The following is a 24560-nucleotide window of genomic DNA, read 5'->3' as shown; positions in this document are numbered from 1 at the left end:
GTTAACCACGGTCTGAGAGAAGAACCTCACCCCGCCGAGGGAGGGTTGTTGTCCGCCCGTCAAGGCGGCGGAAAAGGACGCGCGAGGCCGTGTGGGCGGTACGTACGCTTCTTCGTATGTCACACGTCCAGCAAGTCCTCACGGTGGAGGAGGCCCGCAAGCTGCAGGAAAGCCTCGGGGAGCCCCTGCGCCCGGGCTTGTCGGAAGCCGAGCTCACCGACGTCGAAGCCCAATTCGGCTTCCGGTTCTCCCTGGACCACCGGGCGTTTCTCACCGCGGGCGTCCCGGTGGGCGACCGGTGGCCCGATTGGCTGCACGGCAACCCCGACCACCTGCGCAAACGCCTCGACTGGCCCGTCGACGGGCTGCTCTACGCGATCGAGCACAACGGCTTCTGGCACCCGTCTTGGGGTGCGCGGCCGCGTGTTTTGTCGAACGCGCTGGCCGGCGCCCAGCGATGTCTCGCCGCCGTGCCCCAGCTGGTGCCGGTGTGCGGGCACGCTTATCTGCCGGGTATCGCCACCGCGTCGGGCTATCCGGTGCTGTCCGTTTACCACGCCGACGTGGCGGTTCGCGGCTGGGACCTGCGCGGATACCTGCGGCACGAGTTCGGTGACGCACCGTTGGCCGAGGAGCCGGCCGACGCGCGTGAGGTCGCCTTCTGGTCGGGGTTGAGCGAATGAGGCTCTTCGGTGGCCTCAGCTGTCCCGGCGCACCATGCGGCCGAAGCCGGCCGCGACGGTCGTCGCGAGGAGCCAGCCGGAGACGGTGAAGCCGGCGGCCACCCAGTTGTCCGCGCCGTGCATGTACCAGCGCGACTTGTTGCCGAAGTCGACGATGGGCACCAGCAGGTCGGCCGTGTAGATCACCGGGTTCCACTGCAGCCCGGTGTCCTGCTGGTTGACCAGGCAGCGCGGCCCGCTGACGGCGAAGCGGCCGGGGTTCTGCACGCAGTCGTCCGAGCCGAGGCCGAACCACAGGCTCCCCAGCACCAGCAACGTGAGCAGCCACCCCAGCGCGCGCACGGGCCGGTAGCCGTAGCCGACCATCGAGCGTTGCAGGAAGCTCCACAGCCGCACGCCCGGGCCGAAGATCTTGAACCCCTTCGCCAGCGCTTCGTAGCGGAACTGCTGCTTGCGCAACCCGACCGTCGACGCGTGTTCCTCGTTGCCGGCCGCGCGCAGCGTCGCGGCGAGCTGGTCGTACGGGCCGGGCCGGTAGCCGCGCATCGCCTTGCTCAGCAGCGCGATGCGCCTGTCGAGGCCGCGGTCGTCGTCGAGGGGGATGCCGCGTTTCAGGGCGTCGTAACGGAAGTCGTCGAGCTCGATGCCGTCTTCGGCGGCCCAGAACTCCTCCGTGTCGCCAAGGGTCCCGCAGTGCGCGCGGCGCAGCCTGACGCGTCCGGCAGGCGGTGTGTGGAAGCCGAAGAAGAAGTCGTCGGCCGACACGTCGCTGGCGTCGAGCGCGATCCCGTGCGGCGGCAGGGAGCCGAGCTGCGCGCCGACGATTTCGAGGTGCCGGGCGATCTGCGCGCCGTCCAGGTTCACCCCGCCCTCCGCGACGAACGCGCGGTCCTTGTTCTCCGTCAGCACCAGGTCACGGCCGATGCGGGCGGTGCGGACGTCCAGCGAAAAGCTCGACGACGTGCGCTGCCCCGGCTCGGTGAGCTTGCTGCCGAAGAGGGTCACGCTGCCACCCACCTCGACGCCCTGCAGCCGCACCGTGCCCTTCAGCGTCGCGTCGGTGAGCTGGAAGTTGCCGGCGATCTTGGCGCGGCGCGCGGAGAGGACGTCGCGGCCGGGGTGCAGCAACATCGAGTTCCACGCGAGGAAGTTGCCGCCGATCTGCACGTCGGCCATCCGCACCTGCCCCACGGGCACACGCAGGCTGGTGGCCTCGACGTCGCCGCCGATCACCGACCCGTCGAGGTGCAAAGCCCTGTCGTAGTACGGCGTCACGCGGCCACGCACCATCTTGATCTCCGCCCCGGCCAGCCTGAGCGAGCCGCCGATGCGCGCGTTGACCATCCGCAGCGTGCCGAACGCCTGCAGCCCGTCCGAGAGCTCCAGGTTGCCGTCGACCTTCAGCCGGTCGGCGACGAGCGCGGGCCGCGGGTCGAGGTACGGGTCGTTCGACTTCCACGCGTCCACGGCCACCGGCCCGCGCTGGTCCACGGAGAGTCTCGCTTCGCGCAGCACGATGTCACTGTCCACAGTGGCGCTCGGGAGATACATGATTCCCGTGGCGGAGAACCGTTTCCGCTCGGTCGCCGGCCCGTAGTTGTCCACCTCGCACAGCAGGCTGCCGCCGATGTGGATGCCGTTGCCATTGAACGCGAAGCCGTCGGGGTTGTCGAACGTCGCGCCGGAGAAGTTCACGTTGCCGCCCGTGCGCATGCCCGGCACGCGCACCTCGCCGCGCGCCACCATGCGGTACGCGAGCAGCGCACCCGTGATCACGAGGCGGTCGGCCTGGATCGCCTTGCCGTGGGGGTGCTTGATCGTCGTGCGCGTGAGCACGACCGAGCCCTCGATCACGGCGTCGGTGAGGTTCACGGCGGCGTTGGGCATGCCGCGCTCGCGATCGTCGCCCCGCATGATCGTGGTCTCGGGGATCTCATTGTCCTCCGGCCCGACCTCCACCACACTCCGGATCAACCGGACATCGTTGCGGCTCCTGAGGTTGCGCGCCTTCAGCCCCGGCAACCAGCACTTCCGGAAGACGAGCCCGAGCACGTTCGCCTCCCGCACGTCCGGCGGGTACTCGAACCGGCACCGCTCGAAGCGGAACAGGTAGCCCGACTCGGCGGCCCGGAGGTCGAACGTCCCGGTGATGTACGCGTCCTCGACCTGCACGATCGGCGCGTTGGTCGCCTGCCTTCGCCACCTGAGGATCCCTGTTGACCCAGGCCTCAGCAGGTCCGCGGCCTTCACCTCGTACCTCTTGTCGGGCACCCCGGCAAACGGATCCAGCGGCGGCAGCGTCGTGTCGGTCGGCACGTGCCCCCTCGCTCTGCCTTCTGCCGCTGGTGGTGCCCTAAGCGAATCGGAAGGGAGGAGGAATGGCAAGCGTCCTAATGGAGTAGCGCGGGATTGTTGGCAGACTGCCAGCTACTTCGTGGTTTTCAACGTTTGACGAGCTATTTGAGCACGCCGGGTGATCTTGCGGGAACCGATCCTGCGGGCAAGTCGTCCCTGTTAAGGTCACTTGCTGGAGCTGAAGCTGAACACAGGGTAGGCCGCACCCCGGACCGGAGCGGCCCGTGCGGGGAGGCACGACGATGCCAGACGGAAACCAGGGCGGACTTTCAGGAGTCCAGAACGAGTTGGTCACGCCGGGGCAGCAGGCACCTGCGGATTCGGGGCTGCTACCGGGCTCGAACACCGCACCGCCACCTGCCCAGCCTCCGGACTACCGTGCGCTGGGGTCGAACCAGGCGAAGTCCGATTTCGCAACCGCATCGGCGACCGGCGGCTGGGACTTCGACCCGGAAGCAATCGACAAGGTAATCACCCAGCTCGAGGACAGCCTTGATGGTGACTACGCCGAGGCACGCCGGCACGCGGCAAAGCTGATGCAGATCCCATCACCCGGATCCGAAGTCGGAAGTCAGGGATACGTCCAAACCGCCAGCACTTCCGGCGCTTCCTATAACCAGTTCCTAAAGGGCGCAACGGATTTCGTCAGCGCATACGTCCAAACACTGAAAGATATTCGCACCGCCTATCAGAATAACGACGAGCAAACTAAAGAACAGCTACGCAATTTCGGAAAGGCCCTGTAGATGCGAGCCCGCAGTTCGGCAGTCGTGTTGATCGCCGCAGCACTGACCTCAGCCGCATGCAGCGGCGGATCAACCTCCGGTACGCCCTCTCCTTCGCCGTCGGCCAACTCGACAGCACCGCAGAGCCTGGCGCCCAAAATCACTGAGCCGATCACTGACACGTCCTCCATCGAGGCCGACCCGTGTTCGGCAGTGCCGGTCACCGTTGTCGAAAGCGCCGGCGGCAGGGTGAAGAAGACCGCGGTCGACGACTCGGACTTGGGCAAAGACTGCGCCTGGACCTTCGATGGCACCGGCAACGTCAGCGGCGGACTGGTCACTGCGAACAAGGACGGATTGAACGGTCTATACATACAGCACGCCCGTGGCGCGCTGACGACCTTCAAGCCGCAGCCGTCCATCCAGGGCTACCCGGCGGTGGTGTACGACAACGGTGGCGAAGGCCTGGGCGCGTGCAACCTCGCAGTCGGGATTCGCGACGACGTCACGTACACGGTGATCACCCAGCTTCGAGACGGCAATCCAGCCCTCCAGGACCCGTGCTCCATGGCTACAGCGCTGGCGTCCGCCGCGATCACGCACCTCAAAGGCTGATTGATCATGACCTACAGCGGCTGGGAGATTTACACCTACATCCACAATCCTGGGCAAACAGAGCCCCTGGACAACGCCCGAGACGCGTCTGGCTCACTCAAGACAATCCACGAGAACATAGTGCGCACGTTGACCTCAGGGCAGAGTGCGCTCAACGAGTTCTGGCACGGTAAGGCGGCCGATACAGGCACCGCGGGCCTCACGCCCTTGATCCAAGGTTCTCAAATCGCCAGCGAGAATCTGGACCGGGCAAGCCGTTCCATGCAAGAACAATCTGAGGCCTTTCGCTACGTTCGCGACAACGCGAAGAACGTGTCCAAGGACAGGGCCAACGACAACACTCCCGAGGACTGGTTGTCGTTCGGAGCAAGCGACGACGAGAAGGCAGCCGCCCAGTTCGACACCGACACCAAGTTCAACGTCGAGCTGTACGAGCCGTACTACCAGAGCACTCAGCCGCGCAGGACGACTCTCGCGCCGGACTACCCGGCGGCGCACGATCCCAACGTCTCCGCCGGCGGAATCACCCCTGATCAGGTCACTCCAGTAACGTCCAGCGGCCCCCACCGCTCGGGCAGCGGTAGCCACTCGTCCGGGCACTCCGGTGGGTACACCCCCGGCCCGTCGACCTACTCAGCACCTCCCGGAGCGGCCGGCTACCACGCGCCGCCTCCGCCGGGGCACTCGACGACCGGCGTGAACACGTCCGCGGCGAATGACAGCACAAGTGCCGCATTTGCAGGGCCGACCCAGACGCCGGGTGGGCCCGGATCGTCGTCGTGGCAGGCGCCTGGTGGGGCTGGGGTCAATGGGCCCGGCGCCGGAGGTAGTTCGTTCACGCCTGGCTTCGGGCCCGTCGGCGGTTTCGGCGGCGGTGGTGGCTTCGGACCGGGCGGCAGCCGAGGCGGCTTCGGGCCCGGTGGCAGCGGCAGCAGCTTCGGCCCCGGTGGCGGTGGTGCCTCGAGCGGTGGTGCGGCCGGGATGGGACGCGGCGTCGGAGCCGGCGCAGGCACTGGAGCCGGTGCCCTGGGCGAGAGTGCGGGTGCCGCGCGGCCCGGTGGGATGGGTGCGGCCGGCGCGAAGGGCCAGCCCGGCATGGGCGGCATGGGTGCCGGCGGTGCCAAGGGGGGCAAGGGGCCCGAGGACGAGGAGCATCAGCGCAAGATCCTCCTGTCCGAAGAGGACCCGGACTCCATCTTCGGCGGCTACGACGGCGACAAGCCCACGCCACCGGTGATCGGCGCGTAGGAAAGCCGAGGGCGGTCGGCAGGTGGCCGGCCGCCCTACCGAGGCGGGTGATCTTGGGGCGGAAGCGCCGTCGTGGACGTTTGGACCCTGTTAAAGTCACCTAGCGAAGCGGAACTTGAACAGAGGGTAGGCCGCACCCGAACTGGAGCGGCCCGTGCGGGGAGGCACGGCAGCGATGCCAGACGGACGAAGTGGCGAACGCCCGCTTTCCGATGGCAAGCAACAGGAACGACGTGCTGATCCCGTCGACGCCGGCTGCCGAAGCCTGACACAGGGGGAGTGAGAAAGTGCTGCGCAAGCCGGTGGAGTTGAGCCTGCAGACGTACGAGGTGCTGCTCGAGCGGCTCAACCTCGGTGACATCCACCCGACGCTCGTGCGCGGGGCGTTGTGGTACTCGCCGGACGAGCGGAAGCAGTTGGCGGCCGACACGGACGCGGAGCTGAACCGGCGGTGGCTCGTCCGCGGAGGTCGGCTCGATGACGACTTCGTCGAGGTGCTGCGCCTGCTGCAGCGCCCAGGGGTCGAGTACTACTCGTGGGTGAAGTCGGACAAGGGTGAGCGGACCGTGCGCGCCGCGGGGAGTGGGCGGGATGCGGTGACCGTGGTGGCGGTCGATCAGGTGCTGTACATCGCGCCGTGTTCGGCGGAGGCGTTGGCGCGGGAGTTCGCGTTGCTGCTGCCGGAGGCGCCGCCGGCGCGGATCGCGTCGTTGAATTGTTCGGATGCGGACTTCAACGCGATCAAGAGCGGCGTGATTCCGAGCAAAACGAGCCCGAGTATTCGCGACGCCAAACAGGTGGTGCAGTGGCTGCGGGCGCCGAAGACGTATTTCGGGCGGCTGTACGTCGCGGTCAGGGACAGCCGGGGAAAGCGTTTGCGGAATGAGAATCCGCCGGGCTGGATCGACACGGAGCAGGGGCGGATCCTGTTCGGGGTGGACAAGTCCGGGTGGATCAGCCTGGCCGGGGCGGGGCCGCAGGACCTCGTGAAGAAGGTGCAGCAGCTGGAGAACGAGCTGCGCAGCGGGCGATGACGGTGGCCGCGCGTCCCTGAGCTGAACAGCAGTGTGGCCGCCTCCCCGTGGGGAAGCGGCCACACCGGCGAATCAAGCGTTCGGGCTCAGGACCCGGGCCAGGAACTCCTTCGTGCGCTGGTGTTTCGGGTCGCCGATTACCTGGTCCGGGGGGCCGGCCTCGACGACCACGCCGCCGTCCATGAAGAGGACCTTGTCGGCCACCTCGCGGGCGAACTGCATTTCGTGGGTGACCACGACCATGGTCATGCCGTCTTTGGCTAGTTGGCGCATGACGCCCAGGACGTCGCCGACGAGTTCCGGGTCCAGGGCGGACGTGGGCTCGTCGAAGAGCATCAGTTTGGGCTGCATGGCCAGGGCGCGGGCGATGGCGACGCGTTGTTGCTGGCCGCCGGAGAGCTGGGCCGGGTACGAAGCCGCTTTGTCCGCCAGGCCGACGCGGTCGAGGAGTTCCAGGGCGCGCTGGCGAACCTCGGAGCGGGGTTCACGGCGGACCTGGACTGGGGCCTCCATGACATTCTCGAGCGCGGTCATGTGGGGAAAGAGGTTGAAGCGCTGGAACACCATGCCGATGTCCTTGCGCTGTAAGGCGACCTCTTTTTCCCGCAGTTCGTGGAGCTTGTCGCCTCGTTGCCGGTAGCCGACGAGGACGCCGTCGACGTACAAACGTCCTGCGTCGATTTTCTCGAGGTGGTTGATGCAGCGCAGAAGCGTCGATTTGCCGGAGCCCGACGGGCCGATGAGGCACAACACTTCACGTTCGTGCACCTCGAGGTCGATGCCTTTCAGCACGTCCAACGAACCGAAGCTCTTGCAGATTTTCTGCGCGGAAACGACCGCGGTCATGCGACACCACCGCCGCCGCCCTGGCCGCCGCCGCCCTGGCCGAACCGGAAGCCGAGCATTCGTGAACCCCACCTGTTCTTTTCGGCGACCGCGCGCGATGTCCCTCGTGCGAATCGCTTTTCGATCTGCAGCTGGATGATCGTGAGGATCGACGTCATGATCAGGTACCAGATCACCGCCACCAGCAGCAGTGGAATGGTCTTGAAGTTCTGCGCGTAGATGGTCTGCACCGCGACCATCAGCTCGAAGTACCCGATCACGACCACCAGCGACGTGGTCTTGAGCATCGAGATCGTCTCGTTGCCCGTCGGCGGGATGATCACGCGCATCGCCTGCGGAAGAATGATGCGCCGCAAGGTGGTCGTGCGCTTCATTCCCAGGGCGGACGACGCTTCGAGCTGGCCGGAGTCGATCGACTGGATGCCACCACGCACGATCTCCGCCATGTATGCGGCTTCGTTCAGCCCGAGGCCCAGCAGCGAAGCCGTGAACTGGTTGATCAGCGTGTTGGTGTCCCAGGAGACGAACTCCGGGCCGAACGGAATGCCCAGACCCAGCCGCGGGTACGCGAACGCCAGGAAGTTCCAGAACACCAGCTGAGTGATCAGCGGGGTACCGCGGAACAACCAGACGTAGATGCCCGCGGCACCCTTCATCAGCGGGTTCGGCGAAAGGCGCATAACCGCGAGCAGCACGCCACCGACGATGCCGATGAGCATCGAAATCACCGTCAGGATCAACGTGTTCTGCAGACCGCGCAGCACACGGTCGTTGAACATGTAATCCCAGACAGTCGGCCAGTCCAAGTTGACGTTGGTGACGACGCTGCGGACGACGATGAAGGCCAGGAAAAGAATGATCACCCCGGCCACCCAGCGCCCGTAGTGGCGCACTGGGACGGCCTTGATCGGCGTGGTGTCTACGGGCGTCTCCTCAGTGGGAGGCGCGTCGAAGAAACTGGACACGAGAACTACGTCCTATCTACGGCCTCAGGAAGCCGGGTTGATCTCCGACGTGGTCACCGCGCCCGTACCGGACAGACCCCACTTGTCGAGGATCTTCTTGTACGTGCCGTCGTCGATCAGCGCCTGCACGGCCTGCTGAACGGCCTTCGTGTAGTCGCCGCTGTCCTTCTTGAGCACGATGCCGTAGGGCGCGGTGTCGTACGGCGCGCCGACGACGTCCAGCAGCCCGCCGGTCTGCTTCACGGCGTAGTCGATCACCGGGGAGTCGGCCAGCTCGCCCTGCACGCGCTTGGCGGTGAGTGCCAGGTTCACATCGGTCTGGGCCTGCAGCTGCGTGACCTCGATGGCCGGCTTGCCCGCCTTGGTGCAGGCATCCGAGCGCGTCTGCAGGTCGTCGACCTGCGTGGTGCCCTTCTGCACGCCCATCTTCTTGCCGCAGAGGTCGTCGAGGTTCAGGCCGTCCGGGTTGCCCTTCAGGACGGCGAGCGACGTGCCTGCCTTGTAGTAGCTGACCATGTCGACCGTCTGCAGCCGCTCGGGGTTGATGCTGAACGACGACATCGCGAGCTCGTACTTGCCGGCCTGGATGCCGGGGATGATGCCGTCGAAGGCGGAGTTCTGGAACTCCATCTTCAGCCCCAGCTTCTGGCCGATGGCGGTGCCCAGGTCGACGTCGAAGCCGCTGACTTTGCCGCCCTCGTCCTGGAACTCGTTGGGCGGGTAGCTCTGGTCCTGGCCGACCAGGATCTTGCCGTCGCTGGTGACCGAAGCCGGCACCATCGCGGCGAGCTTGTCGTCCTTGGTCACGGCCGGGATGTCCGACGAGCCTCCAGGAGCCGCAGCCGATGAGCTGCCGCTCCCCGCATCGCCCGCGCCACTGCCGCCCGCGCCGCAGGCCATGGTCAGGCCGACCAGCGCGAAAGCCGGGAGAAGGGCGAGCGCCTTCATCTGGTGTCCTCGGGCCACTTCGTCACTCCTCGTAGTTATCAACTGTCGAGAGCACGCATATTGCCACTCGTAAGCGGGTAAGCACAGCACCTGTACGTTACGGCGCAGTTTCACCCTATGCAGTCGTGACTCCCGGTGTCAGCTGAGACGCGAACAGTATGTGGTCCAAACCACAGGGCGTCTACAGTGGAGTGCCCGCGGTTGGGAAAGTCCCGGCACCAGCCAACCGGCGCCGGGACTTTTCACCACGGCCTCAGCTGCGCGCGTGCGCGTCCAGGATGTGCGCAACGGCTTCCGTGACCTGCTGGGCGTAGTCCAGGTTCAGCCACTCGTCCGGCACGTGGATGTTCGAGTCGGCGCCGCACGCGCCCGTGACGAGGAACTGCGCCTGCGGGTACTTCTCGCCCAGCAAGCCCATGAACGGGATCGAGCCGCCCATGCCGGCGGCGCGGTGGGGGCGGCCGAAGACCTCGTCGCTGACGCGGCGCAGCGCGGCCGAGAGCCACGGCGCCTCTTCGGGCGCGTTCCAGCCGTTCTCGGCCTGCGCGTCTTCGTGGATGGTCACCGAAGCGCCATACGGCACGTCGGTGGTCAGCACGCGCTTCACCGCGGCCAATGCCGGACCTGCCTCGGCCGTCGGCGGCAGGCGGAAGCTCAGCGTGAGCGTGGTGCTCTCGCGCAGCACGTTGCCGGCGTTGGCGGGCAGCGGGAAGCCGTCGGCGCCGATGATCGACAGCGTGGGCCGCCAGTAGTTGTTCAGCAGCAGCTCCAGCGCGTCTTCCGACATCGTCCGGCCGCCACTGACCAGCGGGAACGCGGTCTGCAGCTTCTCGGGCGCCACCTCGGCCACGGCCTCGATCTCGGCCAGGCGGCTCGCCGGCACCTCGACGTTGAGCTCCGCGAGCTTGATCTCACCCGTCTCGCCGCTCTCGATGCGCTCCAGCAGCTGCCGCAGCACGCGGAACGACGAAGCGACCACGCCGCTGGCCAGGCCGGAGTGCTGGGCCGTCGCCAGCAGCTGCACGGTGACGGTGAGGTGCAGCATGCCGCGCAGGCTCGTGGTCAGCCACAGCCGCTCGTAGTCCATGCCGCCCGCGTCGAGGCAGACGACGAGGCCGACCTCGCCGAGCCGCGCGCTCAAGTGCTCCACGTACGCGGGCAGGTCGGGGCTGCCCGACTCCTCACCCGTCTCCAGCAGCACCACGGTGTGCGCGTGCTCGCCGCCGGCCGCGCGCACGGCCTCCAGCGCGGACACGGCCGCGTAGCCGGAGTAGCCGTCGTCGACGGAGCCGCGGCCGTAGAGGCGGCCGTCGCGGATCACCGGCGTCCACGGGTCCAGGCCCTCGGACCAGCCGCCGACCGGGGGCTGCTTGTCGAGGTGGCCGTACATCAGCACGGTCGGCTTGCCCGTGGCGCCCGCGGTGGCGGGCACGTCCACGAACAGCACCGGGGAACGTCCCTCGAGCTGCACGACCTCGATCGACACGCCCGGCAGGTCGCGCCCGGCGATGAACGTCTTCACGTGTTCGACGGCCGCGGCGAGGTGACCGCTCGCGGCCCAGTCCGCGTCGAACGCCGGGGACAACGCCGGGATCGCGACGAGCCCGGACAGGCTCGGCACGACCTCGTTGATCCACGTCGAGACGACGGTTTCACGTACGGATTTCTGTTCCACGACGGCCATCCTGCCACGGTGACCGACGTCACGACCGCTGCCGAGTTCGTGAAACCCGACACCCGGACGCGGCCGGTGCCCACCCGGTGACGCCTGGTGGGCAGTGGTGCGGATTCCCGATCATCGTTCGTCCCATACTCGGAGTTCCCAGCGTTTTGCCTGTTCAGGCGCCCGGATCTCAGCAACAAATCAGCATCCGCGGCTCACCATCGCACCGGGCTTCGTGCCAGGATGGCGGCGAGAACCGTCAACGCCGACGGTGGCCAGGCGCCCCGAATCCGGGGCGCAGGTCCCCGCCGGTGCAGTCGCTGTGGCCGCCACAAGCGGCCACCACGGCGCCGACACCGAGGAGATACAGCGCATGCCGTCCGAACAGTGGACGCACCCGGAACCTGGAGACGGGCCCGCCGCCGTAGCGGCCAAGCCCTCACCCGAACAGGTGATCGCGGGTCTGCGAGCAACGAGCGAAGGTGGCGCTGAGCTGACTCAGCTGCTCACCCCCGAAGGTCAGCGAATCCCGTCGCCGCAGTTCGACAAGTACGTCGCGGACGTCGACGACGAGGTGCTGAAGAACCTGTATCGCGACATGGTGCTGGTGCGCCGCGCCGACCGCGAGGCCAACGCGATGCAGCGCCAGGGGCAGCTGGGGATCTGGGTCCCGCTGCTGGGCCAGGAGGCCGCGCAGATCGGCTCCGGCCGCGCTCTGAAGCCCACCGACATGGCGTTCCCGAGCTACCGCGAGCACGGCGTCGCGTACACGCGCGGCGTGGACCTGCGTGAGCTGCTCGGCATCTTCCGGTGCACGGACCAGGGCGGCTGGGACTTCGCCGCCCACCGCTTCCACCCGTACACGATCGTCATCGGCAACCAGGTGCTCAACGCCGCCGGTTACGCGATGGGGCAGAAGTTCGAGGGCAGGGTTGGAAACACAGACGGCGACGGCAATCCTTCTGACACTGACGAAGCCACCATCTGCTACTTCGGCGACGGCGCCACTTCGCAGGGCGACGTGCACGAAGGCTTCGTCTGGGCCGCCGTCTACGACGCGCCGCTGGTCTTCTTCTGCCAGAACAACCAGTGGGCTATCTCGGAGCCGACCGAGCGCCAGTCGCGCCTGCCGCTGTACCAGCGCGCCCGCGGCTACGGCTTCCCCGGCATCCGCGTGGACGGCAACGACGTGCTCGCCTGCCTCGCCGTCACCCGGTGGGCGCTGGAGGAGTGCCGGCACGGCAACGGCCCGGTGCTGATCGAGGCCTTCACCTACCGGATGGACGCCCACACCACCACCGACGACCCGACCCGCTACCGGCTCTCCGACGAGCTGGAGGAGTGGAAGCTCAAGGACCCGATCGAGCGCGTGCGCGCCTACCTCGCGCGCGGCGGCGGTGCGGACCACGACTTCTTCGACCAGGTTCAGGCCGAAGCCGACGAGTTCGCGACGCAGCTTCGCGACTACACGTTCAACATGCCGGAGCCGCCGCCCGAGCGGATCTTCGCCAACGTCTACGCCGAGCCGTCGCCGGTTCTCGACGCGGAGCGGGAAGAGTTCCTGTCCTACTTGGACGGTTTTGCCACGGCGGGTGAGCACTGATGGCAGACCTGCAGAAGCTCACGATCGGCAAGGCCATCAACCTCGGCCTGCGCCGCGCGATGGAAGAGGACCCGAAGGTCCTGATCATGGGTGAGGACGTCGGCAAGCTCGGCGGCGTCTTCCGCATCACCGACGGCCTGCAGAAGGACTTCGGTGAGCAGCGCGTGCTCGACACGCCGCTGGCCGAGTCGGGCATCATCGGCACTGCCGTTGGCCTGGCCGTGCGCGGGTTCCGGCCCGTGTGCGAGATCCAGTTCGAGGGCTTCATCTTCCCCGGGTTCGACCAGATCTCGTCGCAGCTGGCGAAGCTGCATTACCGCACGCAGGGCAAGATCAAGATGCCCGTGGTGATCCGCGTGCCGTTCGGCGGCGGGATCGGCGCGGTGGAGCACCACTCGGAGTCGCCTGAGTCGCTGTTCTCGCACATCGCCGGCCTGAAGGTCGTCTCGGTCTCCAACGCGGTCGACGCCTACTGGGGCATCCAGGAGGCCATCCGCTCCGACGACCCGATCCTCTTCTTCGAGCCCAAGAAGCTCTACCACTCGGGCGCGCTGAAGATGGAGGTCGACACCGACACCTCACCGGGCCGCGTGTTCCGCTCGCGCGTGGTGCGCGAGGGGACCACCGCGACCGTCGTCGCCTACGGTCCGTCGGTGAAGGTGGCGCTCGACGCCGCCGCGGCCGCCGAGGACGAGGGCAAGTCGCTGGAGGTCATCGACCTGCGCACGCTCTCGCCGCTCGACCTGGATCCGGTGTTCGCGTCGGTGCGCAAGACCGGCCGGCTGATCGCCGTGAGCGAGGCGCCGTCCGAGTCGTCGCTGACCTCGGAGATCGCGGCCCGTGTGCAGCAGGAATGCTTCTACTCGCTGGAGTCCCCCGTCCTGCGCGTCGCCGGTTTCGACACGCCGTACCCGCCGGCCAAGCTCGAGGAGCACTACCTCCCCGACCTGGACCGGGTGCTGCACGCCGTCGACCGCTCGCTGAACTGGTAAGGGGGAACCCGCTGAAATGCCTGAGTACAAACAGTTCCCCTTGTCGGACACGGCAGAGGGGCTGACCGAGGCCGACATCCTCGCCTGGCACGTGAAGCCGGGCGACGCGGTCACGGTCAACCAGATCGTGGTCGAGGTCGAGACGGCCAAGGCTGCTGTCGAACTCCCGATCCCGTGGGCCGGGGTGATCACCGAGCTGCTCGTCGAGGTGGGGCAGACGGTCGAGGTCGGGGCTCCGTTGCTGACCTTGGACGTGGATCCTGATGGCAAGTCCGCACCGGCTCCCGCTGCCGCTCCAGTTGAGGCTGCGGCCGAGGAGGAGATGAAGCCGCTGGTCGGCTACGGCTCCAAGGCTGTGGCGACGAAGCGGCGGGCGCGTAAGGGTTCGGCGCCGGCTGCCCCTGCGGTCGCTGTCGCTGCTCCACCGGCTCCTGCGCCCGTGGCTCCGGTCGCAGCGGCTCCGGCTCCGGTGGCTCCCGCGGGTGGTTATGTGCCGCTGGCCAAACCGCCGGTGCGCAAGCTCGCCAAGGACCTCGGCATCGACCTGTACGCGCTCACCGGCACGGCCGACGGTGGTGTCATCACGCGCGAGGACGTCGAACGCGCGGCCAACGGCTCGGCGCCCGCGGCCACAGAGTCCACAGTGTCCACAGCGGACAGTATGGAGACTGTGGACGCCGGTTACGACGCCGCCACCCGCGAACGGCGTGTGCCGATCAAGGGCGTCCGCAAGGCCACCGCCGCCGCGATGGTCCAGAGCGCCTACACCGCACCGCACGTCACGGAGTTCCTGACCGTCGACGTCACGCCGATGATGGAGCTGCGCGAGAAGCTCAAGTCCTCGCGTGAGTTCAGCGGCGTGAAGCTGACGCCGCTCGCGTTCGCCGCCAAGGCCGTGTGCCTCGCGGCGAAGCGCACGCCCGACGTCAACGCGGTGTGGGACGAGGCGGCGCAGGAGATCGTCTACAAGGACTACGTGCACCTGGGCATCGCCGCGGCGACCCCGCGCGGGCTCGTGGTGCCGAAGATCTTCGACGCCGACGCGATGTCGCTCAAGCAGCTGGCCGTCGCGCTGACCGAGCTCACCGACGTCGCACGCGAGGGCAAGACCACGCCCGCGGCGATGGCGAACGGCACGTTCACGATCACCAACGTCGGCGTCTTCGGCGTCGACACGGGCACGCCCATCATCAACCCGGGTGAGTCGGCGATCCTGGCGGTCGGCGCGATCCGCGACACCCCCTGGGTCGTGGACGGCGAGATCAAGGTCCGCAAGGTGATGCAGCTGTCGCTGAGCTTCGACCACCGCGTGGTCGACGGCCAGCAGGGTTCGGAGTTCCTCGCCGACGTCGGCGCCCTGCTCGCCGACCCGGCCGTGGCGATCACCTACTGATTCGTTCCGGCACGGTTGCGGCCCGGTGGTTTCCGGGCCGCAACCGCTTCACCGGATCCTGCGCCACAGCCCGCGCAGGACCCCACCCTCGCTTCGATCGCCGTCGGCCGACGCCGGCGCGCGGCCATTTCGTCCAGCAGGCGGCCGAGTTCCCGCTGCTAGTCGACGAGCAGCGCCTTCACCAGCTCGTGGCGCAGCGCCGGATCGAGGTCGGCGTAGTGCGCGAACGCGGCTTCCCGGTATTTTCGAGCCGACACCAGGAACAGGTCACGGTCGGACGCGGTGATGAGCCCTTCGGCCAGCAGTTGCTGCAGCCGCGCCGCAGCCGGCTCCTCCACGACGGTGCGCACGAGCCCCTCCAGCTCTTCCGTGCCGGTCATCGCCGCCGCCGGTCGGCCCTGATCTCGGCTTCCGCGGTCACCTCGGCGATGTTGAGCGCCACCCGGATCTCCTGGCGCTTGACCACGACCTTGCGGTGCGCCGTGGCGGCGAGCTCCACCGCCTTCTCCAGCGGCCGGCGCTCGACCTCGGCGCCGGTCCTCCTGATCAGTTCGGTCATCACAGTTCCTCTCTAGCTTCGGAGCAGCCGGGCGAGTTCCTGCGTCAGCTCCGCCGCCAGTGCCTCGGCGTGACCGAGCGCACGAGCGCGGCCGTCGGGAACCCGAGAGCCTGGGCGATCGCGCCGACCACGACCTCCGCGAGATCGGCACTCCCGCTCGCCGGCAGATTCCCATTCGCGTACTGAACCTCGAACGGCACATTCCGGCCGCTCGGCACCAACTCGTCTCCCGCCAAGATTCACCGCTCCGTTCAGAAAACCAGGTCCACGGTGAAGAGATCGAGCCGGCTGTCCCGGTGACCACCACGCGCTTTGCGTTGCCTGCTCAGCAAACCGGTGATCGGCACGGCGAGCAGCCGGCGCGCCGTCCGGCCCGCGCCCGAGGCACCCTTGAGCGACTCGAACACGGTGACGAGCAGCCATTTGACGAGGGGAACAATGATGAACTTGGCAATTCCGATCGCGACGAAAAACCACCAGAGAGCGAGGAGAAATTCGAGCAGCACACTCCACACGGAGCCGTTTTCACGCGCACCGGCACCACCTACCTCGGTTACGCCCGTCAGCGAGGCGGCTCATCCTCGGGATGAATGGGGGGTGGGGTTATTTTTCATCCTCGCGCGGAGAGAATCGTTGTGGTATTGCGGATAGCATTTGGAGACCTGGCGACGCGCTCCACGACCAGCGCCGACACCGTCCGCCCGAGCGCACGCTCGGCAGCCGGGCGGTGCCCGTCGTCGAGCTGGGCCAGGAGCTCGCGGTCCTCGTCCTCGGCCGACAGGATCCGGGCGACCACCTCGGCGAGCCACTCCGGCGCGGCGAGCTCGGCGTCGCCGTAGCTGTCGGGGGTGTAGGTCTTGGCCGAGACGACGCCGATCACCTCGCCGGTGTGCGTGCGGCGCATCGGGACGACGAGCGCGTCGGCCGAGCGGCGTTCCTTGTCGCCCCAAGGGATGCCGCGGTTGAGGACGGCGCCGTCGTCCGTGCGGTAGGCGTAGGAACGGTTGTGGGCACGCACCCAGCCCGTGGGGCCTTCGGGGTTGACCGGCCGGACGCCCGGGAGCGCGTATTCGGCGCCGTCGTACTGGTAGGCGTAGAGCACGTGGCCGGCGTCGCGGAAGAGGGCGACGAAGAACGCGTCCAGCCTCAGCACACCACCGACGACCTCGCGCAGCTTCGCGTACAGCGCGTGGTGGCTCTTCTCGGCCTCGGCGGACAGGACCTCGCGCGCCTGGCGCAGGCGTCCCGCGGTGGGCTCGTCGAACGGCTTGCCGCGCACCGGCACTCCTCGGGTCGGTGGATGTGCCTCCCTAAGTCGACGGCACGTCGCATCGTGTTACCGAGTTGACGGAGTGAGCACTCACTCCGTACCTTGGTCGGCATGGAGACGAGGAAACGTGCGCCGGGGATGGCGCCCGACGACCGCCGCCGGATGATCGTGCGCGCGGTGCTCCCGCTGGTCGTGGAACACGGCCGCGGGGTCACCACCGCGCAGATCGCCCGCGCGGCCGGCATCGGCGAGGGCACCATCTTCCGCGTGTTCACCGACAAGGACGAGCTGTTCGACGCGTGTGTGGAAGCCGCGCTCGACCCGGGGGAGGCGTTGGAGATGATCGGGGAGATCCCGAGCGAGCTGCCGTTGGAGAAACGGCTGGTGGAAGCCGTCGAAGCGCTGACCGCGCACCTGCAGCGGCTGGGTGCCGTGATGGGCGCCGCCCGGGCCGGCCGGACGCGCCCGGAGGAGGTACGCAACCGCAAGTCGGTGACCGGCGACAGCCGGCGCGAGTCGTTCGAGGCGATGCACCGCGCTGTTCGTGAGCTGTTCGTCCCGGACGCCGACCGGCTGCGGCTGCCCGTGGACAAGGCCGCCACTCTGTTCGTGAGCATGCTGTTCACGCACGGCCGGGCGCTGCCCGATGCGCCGAAGACCACCGAGCTGATCGACGTCTTCCTCCACGGCGCGGTGTCCGCGTGATCCCAGGCGGATTCATGCCGGGCGGGCGGCCCGGCGGCCGGCGGCGCATGGCGTCGACGGTGCCGGACAGCGGCTTGACTGGACCGGTCGACATCCCGGAACCCCCGCAGCCGGACCAGCCGAAGGACCTGAAGTCGCGGTTCAACCGGATGAGGACGTCGGTGTCCGGCACCGTCCGCGGCCTGCCGAAGGTCGCGCGGCTGACGTGGCAGGCCAGCCCGACGCTCACGATCCTGCTGGCGTTGGTCACGCTGGTGTCCGGCCTCCTGCCGACGGCCACGGCGTACATCGCGAAGCTGCTCCTGGACGCCGTGGTCGCCGCCATCCAGCACAAGGGCTCGCTCGGCGACATCGTGCGGATCACGCTGTTCCAGTTCGCCGTGCTGGCCGCCACCGCGATCAGCAGCGCGATCACGTCGATCGCGCAGACGCTCCTGCAGGAGCGGATGACGCTGACGATTCGCCACCAGGTCATGGACCACGCGAGCAAGCTGCAGCTGGCGTACTTCGAGGGCTCCACGTCGTACGACATGCTGCGCCAGGCCGCACAGGAAGCGCCAGCGCGGCCGTTGTCGATGATGACGTCAGCGCTGGGCCTGGTGCGCACGGCGATCACGTTCTCGAGCATGATCGCGCTGCTGGTGTCGATCAGCCCGCTGCTGGCGCTGGTGGCGCTGCTCGCGCCGATCCCGGCGTTCATCTCGCAGTCGAAGTACGGGTCGCGCGCGTTCTGGCTGACGTTCATGATGTCGCCGATCAAGCGGCGCATGGATTACCTGTCTTCGCTGGTCACGACGGATACGTACGCGAAGGAGACCAAGCTGTTCGGCCTCGGGCCGTACTTCGTGGAGCGGTTCCGGCAGCTCGGCGTGGTGTCGTATGAACGCCAGCGGCGGCTGACGGTTCGCCGCAACGTGAGCTCGACGTCGTGGGGACTGCTGTCGACGCTGGCCGGCTCGGCGATCGCGTTGTACATCGCGTTGGAGGCCGTCGGCGGACGTCTGACGCTGGGTGACCTGGCGCTGTACACGGCGGCGGCGACGTCGGTGCAGGCTTCGGTTTCGGGGCTGTTCACGGCGTTTTCGGGGATGTACGAGAACAATCTGTACCTGGACACGTTGTACCGGTTCCTGGACACTTCGCCCGAGATCGTCGCGCCGGCCACGCCGCTCCCGATTCCGTCCACTGTGGAGGGACACATCCGGTTCGAGTCGGTGAGCTTCACCTACCCGGGCGCCGAGGAACCTGCGCTGGACGGGGTATCGTTCGAGATCCGCCCGGGCGAGACGGTGGCGGTGGTCGGCCGCAACGGCGCGGGCAAGTCGACGCTGTTCAAGCTGTTGTGCCGGTTGTACGACCCCACCGGCGGCCGCATCCTGCTCGACGGCGTGGACATCCGCTCGTACGATCCGGACGAGCTGCGCACCCAGATCAGCGCGATGTTCCAGGACTACGTGACGTATCAGGGAACGGCCGCGGAGAACATCGGCCTGGGCGACCTCCACCGGCTGGTGGACCGTCCCCACATCGAGGACTCCGCCCGCCGCGCCGGCGCCGACGAACGCATCGAACGCCTGCCGTCAGGTTACGACTCGCCGTTGGGCCGCTGGTTCGACCAGGGCGTCTCGCTGTCCGGCGGCGAGTGGCAGAAGATCGCCCTCGCTCGCGCGTTCCAGCGTGAGGCCCCGATACTGATCCTCGACGAACCGACGTCGGCCCTCGACGCCCAGGCCGAACACGACCTGTTCACTCGCCTGCGCTCCCTGGCCGCCGGCCGGACCACGCTGTACATCTCGCACCGGTTCTCGACGGTTCGGCAGGCCGAGCGGATTTTGTTGCTGGACCACGGCAAGGTCGCGGAATACGGCACGCACGAGGAGCTGATGGCGGCCGAGGCCGGATACGCGGAACTGTTCACCTTGCAGGCGCAGGCCTATCTAGTGTGACGGGCATGCTGGTTCAGACGAGGGGGCTCGGCGTCACGGCGGGTCCGGCGGTGTTTTTCGAGCAGCTGGACCTGGCCGTCGACGCCGGCGAGTGCCTGGTCGTGACGGGCGCGAACGGTTCCGGCAAGTCGACGCTGCTGCGCTGCCTCTACGGTGCGCAGGCGCCGACGTCCGGCACCGTCTCCGTCTGCGGGCGCGCGCCGGACGAACGGTCGGCCCCGTTCCGGCGGCGCGTCTCGGCGGTGCTGGACGACTCGGCGTTGTTCGACGAGCTGACCTCGCGGCAGCACCTGGACCTGGTGGGCCGTTCGTTCGGCGGGCCGTGCGCGGTGCCGCCCTCGCTGGCCTCGCGCGCGGACGTGCCCGCCGGCGACCTTTCCGCGGGCCAGCGCCGGCGGCTGCTGTTGCACGCGGCGGTCGCGCGGCCGCATTCGGTGCTGCTGCTGGACGAACCGGAGCGTGCGCTGGACTCGACGGGGCGCGCCGGGCTGGCCGACCTGGTGTCGACGAGCTTGTCGTCCGGCGCGGCCGTGGTGGTGGCGAGCCACGACGCGGCGTTGGTCGAGGCTGTGGCTGATTACGTGGTCGAGCTGTGAAGAGGTCGGGGGTCCTCGCGCTGGTGACCGGCGTGGCCCAGTGAAACGGTTGGGCTCCCGGCCGCTGCGTGTTGGTGTCCGGCGCGGCAACCTCGCCGCCTCGTTGAAACGGCCCGACGTCCTGCTCGGCCTGTTCATCGCGCTGGGCCTGCTCGGCTCGCCGCTCTACAACACCGCACTCGTGCGGTCGCAACTCATCGGCGACGCGGCGGTCGGGCCGCACGGCAGCGTCGCCGTCCTGTGCGCCGGCCTCGCCCTCGCGTGGCGCGCGACCCTGCGGCGCGGCCACGTGTGGGCCGACCCGGCGTCGCTGACCTGGGCGGACTTCGACGGCGGCCGCTCGCGTGAGCTGCGCCGGCGGGTGGGGGCGGGCTGGGCCACGCGGTTCGCGACGGCTGCGGACCTGGACGGCCACCGCGAACGCGTGCTGCGCCGGCGGCTGCTGGCGGGTTGGGCCACGCGATTCGCGACGACCGCGGACCTCGACTACCGCCGCGAGAACGCGCTGCACCGACGGCTACTGGCCCGCCGGGCCACGCGGTTCGCGACGGTCACCGACTCCGACGGCCGCCGCGAGGGCCCGCTGCACCGACGACTGCTCGCAGGCTGGGCCACACGATTCGCCACGGTCACCGACTCCGACAGCCACCGCGAGCGCGTACTGCGCCGACGGCTACTGGCCGGCTGGGCCACGCGGTTCGCGACGGTCGCGTACTTCTTCGTCGTCGCCGGGGTGCTCATCGGCTTTCCGCCGGACGTGGTGGGACCGCTCGCGCTGTCCGTCGCCGTGGCGGCGCTGGCTCTGGTGACGGCCCGCCGCCGGCCCTTGTGCGGCGAGGCCGTGCTGCCGCTCGCGCCGGCCGTCCTGGGCGTTTTCCCTGACACTCCACTGTGGATATTCGCGGCGGTGGCCGCGGCCGCCGCCTTCCTGCTGGCCTGGTCACCACCCCTTTCCCCGAGGCGCGACACCCTCGTGCGCCACTTCCGCGAACGCCTGGTGCGCCGCACGTCGACGGCGTTCCTCGACGTGTGGGCCCTGCTGCCCGCCGGCCGCCCCGTCCGCTGGCGCCGCGCGTTAGACGGTCGCTTCATCCTCACGCGATACGTCGTGACGGGGACTCTCGCGCGCCGCCACGCGCTGGGCCTGCCGGTGCTCCTGGCACTCGCCGTGACCGCGACCCACACGACGTTCCCGGGCGTGACGTCGGTTTGGCTGCTCGGGCTCGGCTCCTACCTGGCGTTGCTGCCGTTCGCCGCGCCGATCGCGCAGCTGCACCGCGTGCCGGGCCTGCGCCGCTGGCTCGACGCGTCGGAGCCGCGCCTGCGGCTGGTGATGGCTTCGGTGCTGGTCGCGCTGGCGGCCTGCTGGACGGCCGCGGTGACGCTGCTCGGCGTCCCGGTGACACTCGGCTCGCTGGCCGCCGTGGTGGTGGCCGCGTACTCCGTGGTGCGGACCGTCACGCGCGGTCCGCTCGAGTTCTCGTCGATGGGGCTGGTGCTCTACGAGGGCGTCCTCATTCCCACCGGTTTGCTGCGACAGCTCGCCCGTGGCCCTGACCTGCTGATAATTGGGCTGCTGCTCTGCGGGCTGCTGCCTTAGGATTCACGCGGTGAAGCGGCGCGTCCTCGTCCTCGGCCCCTCCGGCAGCGGCAAATCCACCCTCGCCCGGCGCCTCGGCGCGGTGCTGGACGTGCCCGTCACCCACCTCGACCAGCTGTACTGGCGCCCCGGCTGGGTGCCGGCGCCGCCCGAGGAGTTCCGCGCCGCGCAGGCCGCCGCCGTCGCCACGGACGGCTGGATTATCGAGGGCAACTACAGCTCCAGCTTCGACCTGCGCCTGCCGCTGGCCGACACCGTCGTGTTCCTCGACGTTCCCCGCACGACCAGCCTGCGCCGCGTCCTGCTGCGCCATCTGCGCGAACGCGGCCGCGACACCCAGGCCCCCGGCTGCGTCTCGAAGCTCGACGGCGCGTTTGTCAGGTGGATCTGGAACTGGCCGCGTACCCACCGCAGCCGCCTCTTGGCGTCGATGGCCGCGGACGCTCCGCAGGCCCGCCACCACCTGTTGAGTACTCGCGCGGACGTCGCGGCTTTCCTGGCTTCGGCCTAGCCGTCTCGCGGACCGGGAGAAAATCGGACAGCTCGTTCGTTGAGAGGGTATGGCTGTCGCGTTCCTGCTCTACGTCATCGCCGAGGTCGCCGCGATCTGGGCCGTCGGCTCCCTGGTGGGCGTCCTCGGCACGATCGCGCTGCTCATCGCGGGCGCCTTCGTGGGCTCCTGGCTCGCCCGCCGCGAGGGCGGCAAGGCCATGCGCGCCTTCGTCACCAAGGCCCAATCCGGCCGCCCCGCCGACAAAGAACTGACCGACGGCATGCTCATCGCGGTGGGCGGCATCCTGATCATGGTGCCTGGGTTTGTGAGCGACCTGCTGGGGCTGTTCGTGCTGCTGCCGCCGTCGCGGGCGCTCGTGCGCCGGTGGTGGCTGCGTCGGGCTGAGAAGCGCGCGGTTCGGTTCGCCAACCAGCGCCGGGGTCCGGTGATGGTGGTGGACAGCGAAGTTGTGGCGGAGGATCCTCGGCCGACCACCCATCCGGTGATCGAGGGGCGGATCGTCGAGGGCTGACGTACGCGCGAGCCGGCCGGTGCCACAATGGCCGCCGTGGAGAGTCTGAACACCACCTCCGCGGTGCGCGCCCGCATGAGCAAGCAGAAGTCCCGCGACACCGGGATCGAAATCGCCTTGCGCAAGATCCTTCATGCCGCCGGCTACCGCTACCGCGTACACCGCCGTCCGATCACCGGCGTTCGCCGTGAAGCCGACCTGGTGTTCGGCCCCGCCCGCGTCGCGGTCTTCGTGGACGGCTGCTTCTGGCACGGCTGCCCCGACCATGCCACGTGGCCCAAGAACAACGCCGACTTCTGGCGCACGAAAATCGAAACCAACCGCCGCCGCGACGCCGACACCGACAGCCGCCTCCACGACGCCGGCTGGCTCTCCGTCCGCATCTGGGAACACGAAACCGCCGAAAGCGCCGCGGACCGCGTGATCACCACAGTCCGCGACCGGCGCTCGAAGCCTTAGCCCGGTCCTTGGCCAAGCCTTCAACGCCCTTACGGGTTTCCTTCCAACTCTGCTTGACGCACCAATCCAGCACCGCGTCGTCGAGATCCTTGTCCAGCGCGGCCGCAAGAACGTGGGCTGCCAGCCGCGGGGGGATCGCGTTACCGATCTGCTGAGCGACGCCACGCCCCGACCACGGGTAGTCATAGGGGAAGGTCTGCAGCTTGCCTGCTTCGTGATCGGTGAAGCGTTCCGGCAGTCCCTTGCCCCGGCCGACCAGACGGTTGCGTGAGACCTTTCCAGTGACGGTGAAGGCAGGCTGAGTCGACAGCCTCTCCCCCGCAACTTCGGATCGCCGCCTGTCCCGTAGTTGGACACGACTTTGAACTGCTCCGACCAGCCGAGCGCCTCGCCCATGGTCTTCCACTGACGCAGGCGCTGATCGCCTTCCCCGCGGGCTTTGCCCTTGTAAAAGCGCCGGTGGGTGGGCTGGGGCAGTTTCGCCTCGCCGTTCAGCTGCGCGATCATGATCGCCCTGCGACGGGTTTGTGGAACGCCGAACTCCTCGGTGTGAAGGATCCCGCAGGCGACACTGTAGTCGCGTTTCCTCAACACATCGGCGAAAGCCATCCACACGGGCAGCACCGCCGGGACCTGCTCGAGCACGATCGCGTCGTAGGGGACACCGGCATCAAGGGCCCATCTGAGTGGCACCAGGACCAGACCGGTGCGCTCGTCGTCCAATGTTTCGAGCTCGCGAGTCACATCTTTGCCGTCACCGATCTGGCGAACGAACGACAGGACCTGGTCGAGCGCCTTCCGCCCCTTGCCGTTCCCTGCCACGGTGTACGTCTGACAGGGCGGCCCGCCGGTCAACACTCGGGCCTGCGGGTAGTTGGCAGGCTTCGATTCGCGCACGTCGCACTGCTTGGTGAGCAGGCCGGCGCTCTTGCGAGTGGCGCAAGCGTCGTCGTCCCATTCGACGCCGGCCACAGTGACGTTCAACCAGTGCGCGGCTACGTCGAGACCACCAGGACCGGCGAAGAGGTCCACCATCTCGACCTGCTCAGACGAAGGCGAGGGCGGCTGTCCGTCGGTCATGAGACGGAAGTCTATAAGCCGGGTACGACAGTTCGAACGAGTGCCGAACCCGACACGCCGGCCAGTGCTTCACTCCGCGCTCATGCCGGCGTGACACGTTCGTGACCACACGGAGTAACAAAGGCGGCCGCCCGTGCGACGACCCGTCACGGAGCGCGTTGCGTTGCGAAGGGCGCCACCCCTGTCAGGGGTCGCTCTTCGAACATTCCTGACGGGGCCGCCGACAGGTCCTACCGTGGATCAAGTCGGC

Annotated in this window: 26 protein-coding genes and 1 pseudogene; 15 read left to right on the top strand and 12 right to left on the bottom strand. The window is 68.4% G+C overall.

All coding sequences use genetic code 11. From position 1 onward, the window contains the following. Positions 1-116: 116 nt before the first annotated feature. Positions 117-683 carry an SMI1/KNR4 family protein gene (locus tag QRX50_RS08910; RefSeq protein ID WP_285971479.1) on the top strand — a complete coding sequence of 189 codons (567 nt, stop codon included), beginning with the start codon at positions 117-119 and terminating at the stop codon, positions 681-683. Positions 684-698: 15 nt separating this feature from the next. On the opposite strand, the gene QRX50_RS08905 is transcribed toward QRX50_RS08910, so the two are convergent. Continuing rightward, positions 699-2999: an oxidoreductase gene (locus QRX50_RS08905; RefSeq protein WP_285971478.1), complete on the bottom strand. Its 2301-nt coding sequence runs from the start codon at positions 2997-2999 to the stop codon at positions 699-701. Positions 3000-3280: 281 nt separating this feature from the next. On the opposite strand from QRX50_RS08905, the gene QRX50_RS08900 reads away from it, so the two are divergent. From QRX50_RS08900 to QRX50_RS08885, 4 genes are all read left to right on the top strand, one after another. Further along, positions 3281-3784: a hypothetical protein gene (locus QRX50_RS08900; RefSeq protein ID WP_285971477.1), complete on the top strand. Its 504-nt coding sequence runs from the start codon at positions 3281-3283 to the stop codon at positions 3782-3784. A gap of 24 nt (positions 3785-3808) precedes the next feature. Continuing rightward, positions 3809-4378 (top strand): DUF3558 domain-containing protein, encoded by a 570-nt coding sequence (locus QRX50_RS08895; RefSeq protein WP_285971476.1) that lies wholly within the window; start codon positions 3809-3811, stop codon positions 4376-4378. A 6-nt stretch (positions 4379-4384) separates the two neighbouring features. After that, positions 4385-5626, top strand: a complete 1242-nt coding sequence (locus QRX50_RS08890; RefSeq protein ID WP_285971475.1) for a hypothetical protein — start codon at positions 4385-4387, stop codon at positions 5624-5626. Between the two features lie 287 nt (positions 5627-5913). Next, positions 5914-6660 (top strand): ESX secretion-associated protein EspG, encoded by a 747-nt coding sequence (locus QRX50_RS08885; RefSeq protein WP_285971474.1) that lies wholly within the window; start codon positions 5914-5916, stop codon positions 6658-6660. A gap of 72 nt (positions 6661-6732) precedes the next feature. Here QRX50_RS08885 and QRX50_RS08880 read toward each other — a convergent pair whose 3' ends face one another. From QRX50_RS08880 to QRX50_RS08865, 4 genes are all read right to left on the bottom strand, one after another. Continuing rightward, entirely contained in the window at positions 6733-7506 is a 774-nt protein-coding gene (locus QRX50_RS08880; RefSeq protein ID WP_285971473.1) for an amino acid ABC transporter ATP-binding protein, read from the bottom strand. Then, positions 7503-8471 carry an amino acid ABC transporter permease gene (locus QRX50_RS08875; RefSeq protein WP_285971472.1) on the bottom strand — a complete coding sequence of 323 codons (969 nt, stop codon included), beginning with the start codon at positions 8469-8471 and terminating at the stop codon, positions 7503-7505. Before QRX50_RS08875 ends, QRX50_RS08880 begins: the two co-directional genes overlap by 4 nt. A gap of 24 nt (positions 8472-8495) precedes the next feature. Next, on the bottom strand, positions 8496-9437 hold the full coding sequence (locus tag QRX50_RS08870) for an ABC transporter substrate-binding protein (protein WP_285971471.1): 942 nt from the start codon (positions 9435-9437) through the stop codon (positions 8496-8498). A gap of 235 nt (positions 9438-9672) precedes the next feature. Continuing rightward, a complete protein-coding gene (locus QRX50_RS08865) occupies positions 9673-11103 on the bottom strand; it encodes a M20/M25/M40 family metallo-hydrolase (protein ID WP_285971470.1) in 1431 nt (476 codons plus the stop codon). A gap of 352 nt (positions 11104-11455) precedes the next feature. On the opposite strand from QRX50_RS08865, the gene pdhA reads away from it, so the two are divergent. Genes pdhA through QRX50_RS08850 form a run of 3 tightly spaced genes read left to right on the top strand, consistent with a single transcriptional unit; the run spans position 11456 to position 15070 of the window. Continuing rightward, entirely contained in the window at positions 11456-12685 is a 1230-nt protein-coding gene (pdhA, locus tag QRX50_RS08860) for a pyruvate dehydrogenase (acetyl-transferring) E1 component subunit alpha (protein WP_285971469.1), read from the top strand. Then, entirely contained in the window at positions 12685-13677 is a 993-nt protein-coding gene (locus QRX50_RS08855) for an alpha-ketoacid dehydrogenase subunit beta (RefSeq protein WP_285971468.1), read from the top strand. Before pdhA ends, QRX50_RS08855 begins: the two co-directional genes overlap by 1 nt. 16 nt (positions 13678-13693) lie before the next feature. Next, entirely contained in the window at positions 13694-15070 is a 1377-nt protein-coding gene (locus QRX50_RS08850; RefSeq protein ID WP_285971467.1) for a dihydrolipoamide acetyltransferase family protein, read from the top strand. A 158-nt stretch (positions 15071-15228) separates the two neighbouring features. Here the strand turns inward: QRX50_RS08850 and QRX50_RS08845 are convergent, their stop codons facing one another. From QRX50_RS08845 to QRX50_RS08825, 5 genes are all read right to left on the bottom strand, one after another. Then, entirely contained in the window at positions 15229-15450 is a 222-nt protein-coding gene (locus QRX50_RS08845) for a hypothetical protein (protein WP_285971466.1), read from the bottom strand. Further along, positions 15447-15629 (bottom strand): hypothetical protein, encoded by a 183-nt coding sequence (locus QRX50_RS08840; RefSeq protein ID WP_285971465.1) that lies wholly within the window; start codon positions 15627-15629, stop codon positions 15447-15449. Before QRX50_RS08840 ends, QRX50_RS08845 begins: the two co-directional genes overlap by 4 nt. Before the next feature lie 44 nt (positions 15630-15673). Next, the gene (locus QRX50_RS08835; protein ID WP_285971464.1) at positions 15674-15865 is read right to left on the bottom strand and encodes a hypothetical protein; all 192 of its coding nucleotides are present in this window, start codon (positions 15863-15865) and stop codon (positions 15674-15676) included. A gap of 15 nt (positions 15866-15880) precedes the next feature. After that, complete coding sequence (locus QRX50_RS08830) at positions 15881-16144, bottom strand: hypothetical protein (RefSeq protein ID WP_285971463.1); 264 nt, start codon at positions 16142-16144, stop codon at positions 15881-15883. A gap of 95 nt (positions 16145-16239) precedes the next feature. Further along, positions 16240-16908, bottom strand: a complete 669-nt coding sequence (locus tag QRX50_RS08825; protein ID WP_285971462.1) for a GAF domain-containing protein — start codon at positions 16906-16908, stop codon at positions 16240-16242. A gap of 129 nt (positions 16909-17037) precedes the next feature. On the opposite strand from QRX50_RS08825, the gene QRX50_RS08820 reads away from it, so the two are divergent. Genes QRX50_RS08820 through QRX50_RS08790 form a run of 7 tightly spaced genes read left to right on the top strand, consistent with a single transcriptional unit; the run spans position 17038 to position 23230 of the window. Continuing rightward, positions 17038-17604, top strand: a complete 567-nt coding sequence (locus tag QRX50_RS08820; protein ID WP_285974401.1) for a TetR/AcrR family transcriptional regulator — start codon at positions 17038-17040, stop codon at positions 17602-17604. A 14-nt stretch (positions 17605-17618) separates the two neighbouring features. Continuing rightward, positions 17619-19550 (top strand): ABC transporter ATP-binding protein, encoded by a 1932-nt coding sequence (locus QRX50_RS08815; protein ID WP_285974400.1) that lies wholly within the window; start codon positions 17619-17621, stop codon positions 19548-19550. A gap of 5 nt (positions 19551-19555) precedes the next feature. Then, positions 19556-20146 carry an ABC transporter ATP-binding protein gene (locus tag QRX50_RS08810; RefSeq protein WP_285971461.1) on the top strand — a complete coding sequence of 197 codons (591 nt, stop codon included), beginning with the start codon at positions 19556-19558 and terminating at the stop codon, positions 20144-20146. Between the two features lie 40 nt (positions 20147-20186). Next, positions 20187-21746, top strand: coding sequence for a hypothetical protein (locus QRX50_RS08805; RefSeq protein WP_285971460.1), 1560 nt, complete (start codon positions 20187-20189; stop codon positions 21744-21746). A gap of 10 nt (positions 21747-21756) precedes the next feature. Then, entirely contained in the window at positions 21757-22257 is a 501-nt protein-coding gene (locus tag QRX50_RS08800; RefSeq protein WP_285971459.1) for a P-loop NTPase family protein, read from the top strand. A gap of 49 nt (positions 22258-22306) precedes the next feature. Next, the gene (locus QRX50_RS08795; protein WP_285971458.1) at positions 22307-22771 is read left to right on the top strand and encodes an FxsA family protein; all 465 of its coding nucleotides are present in this window, start codon (positions 22307-22309) and stop codon (positions 22769-22771) included. 27 nt (positions 22772-22798) lie between these two features. Beyond that, complete coding sequence (locus QRX50_RS08790) at positions 22799-23230, top strand: very short patch repair endonuclease (protein WP_285971457.1); 432 nt, start codon at positions 22799-22801, stop codon at positions 23228-23230. Here the strand turns inward: QRX50_RS08790 and QRX50_RS08785 are convergent. Together QRX50_RS08785 and QRX50_RS08780 are read right to left on the bottom strand one after the other, a co-directional pair. Beyond that, positions 23196-23636, bottom strand: coding sequence for a DNA cytosine methyltransferase (locus QRX50_RS08785; RefSeq protein WP_285971456.1), 441 nt, complete (start codon positions 23634-23636; stop codon positions 23196-23198). The genes QRX50_RS08790 and QRX50_RS08785 overlap by 35 nt on opposite strands. 92 nt (positions 23637-23728) lie before the next feature. Then, positions 23729-24265, bottom strand: a pseudogene (locus QRX50_RS08780) (DNA cytosine methyltransferase); the annotation flags it as partial. Between the last annotated feature and the right edge of the window lie 295 nt (positions 24266-24560).

Source organism: Amycolatopsis sp. 2-15, from assembly GCF_030285625.1.
Classification (GTDB): domain Bacteria; phylum Actinomycetota; class Actinomycetes; order Mycobacteriales; family Pseudonocardiaceae; genus Amycolatopsis; species Amycolatopsis carbonis.
This window is presented reverse-complemented; position numbering and strand designations above follow the sequence as displayed.

Excerpts from the sequence above, each read along its gene's own strand:
- QRX50_RS08910 (WP_285971479.1), top strand. The coding sequence starts at position 117 with ATGTCACACGTCCAGCAAGTCCTCACGGTGGAGGAGGCCCGCAAGCTG.
- QRX50_RS08900 (WP_285971477.1), top strand. The coding sequence starts at position 3,281 with ATGCCAGACGGAAACCAGGGCGGACTTTCAGGAGTCCAGAACGAGTTG.
- QRX50_RS08890 (WP_285971475.1), top strand. The coding sequence starts at position 4,385 with ATGACCTACAGCGGCTGGGAGATTTACACCTACATCCACAATCCTGGG.
- QRX50_RS08880 (WP_285971473.1), bottom strand. The coding sequence starts at position 7,506 with ATGACCGCGGTCGTTTCCGCGCAGAAAATCTGCAAGAGCTTCGGTTCG.
- QRX50_RS08865 (WP_285971470.1), bottom strand. The coding sequence starts at position 11,103 with ATGGCCGTCGTGGAACAGAAATCCGTACGTGAAACCGTCGTCTCGACG.
- pdhA (WP_285971469.1), top strand. The coding sequence starts at position 11,456 with ATGCCGTCCGAACAGTGGACGCACCCGGAACCTGGAGACGGGCCCGCC.
- QRX50_RS08855 (WP_285971468.1), top strand. The coding sequence starts at position 12,685 with ATGGCAGACCTGCAGAAGCTCACGATCGGCAAGGCCATCAACCTCGGC.
- QRX50_RS08850 (WP_285971467.1), top strand. The coding sequence starts at position 13,694 with ATGCCTGAGTACAAACAGTTCCCCTTGTCGGACACGGCAGAGGGGCTG.
- QRX50_RS08845 (WP_285971466.1), bottom strand. The coding sequence starts at position 15,450 with ATGACCGGCACGGAAGAGCTGGAGGGGCTCGTGCGCACCGTCGTGGAG.
- QRX50_RS08840 (WP_285971465.1), bottom strand. The coding sequence starts at position 15,629 with ATGACCGAACTGATCAGGAGGACCGGCGCCGAGGTCGAGCGCCGGCCG.
- QRX50_RS08820 (WP_285974401.1), top strand. The coding sequence starts at position 17,038 with ATGGCGCCCGACGACCGCCGCCGGATGATCGTGCGCGCGGTGCTCCCG.
- QRX50_RS08815 (WP_285974400.1), top strand. The coding sequence starts at position 17,619 with ATGCCGGGCGGGCGGCCCGGCGGCCGGCGGCGCATGGCGTCGACGGTG.
- QRX50_RS08810 (WP_285971461.1), top strand. The coding sequence starts at position 19,556 with ATGCTGGTTCAGACGAGGGGGCTCGGCGTCACGGCGGGTCCGGCGGTG.
- QRX50_RS08795 (WP_285971458.1), top strand. The coding sequence starts at position 22,307 with ATGGCTGTCGCGTTCCTGCTCTACGTCATCGCCGAGGTCGCCGCGATC.
- QRX50_RS08790 (WP_285971457.1), top strand. The coding sequence starts at position 22,799 with ATGGCCGCCGTGGAGAGTCTGAACACCACCTCCGCGGTGCGCGCCCGC.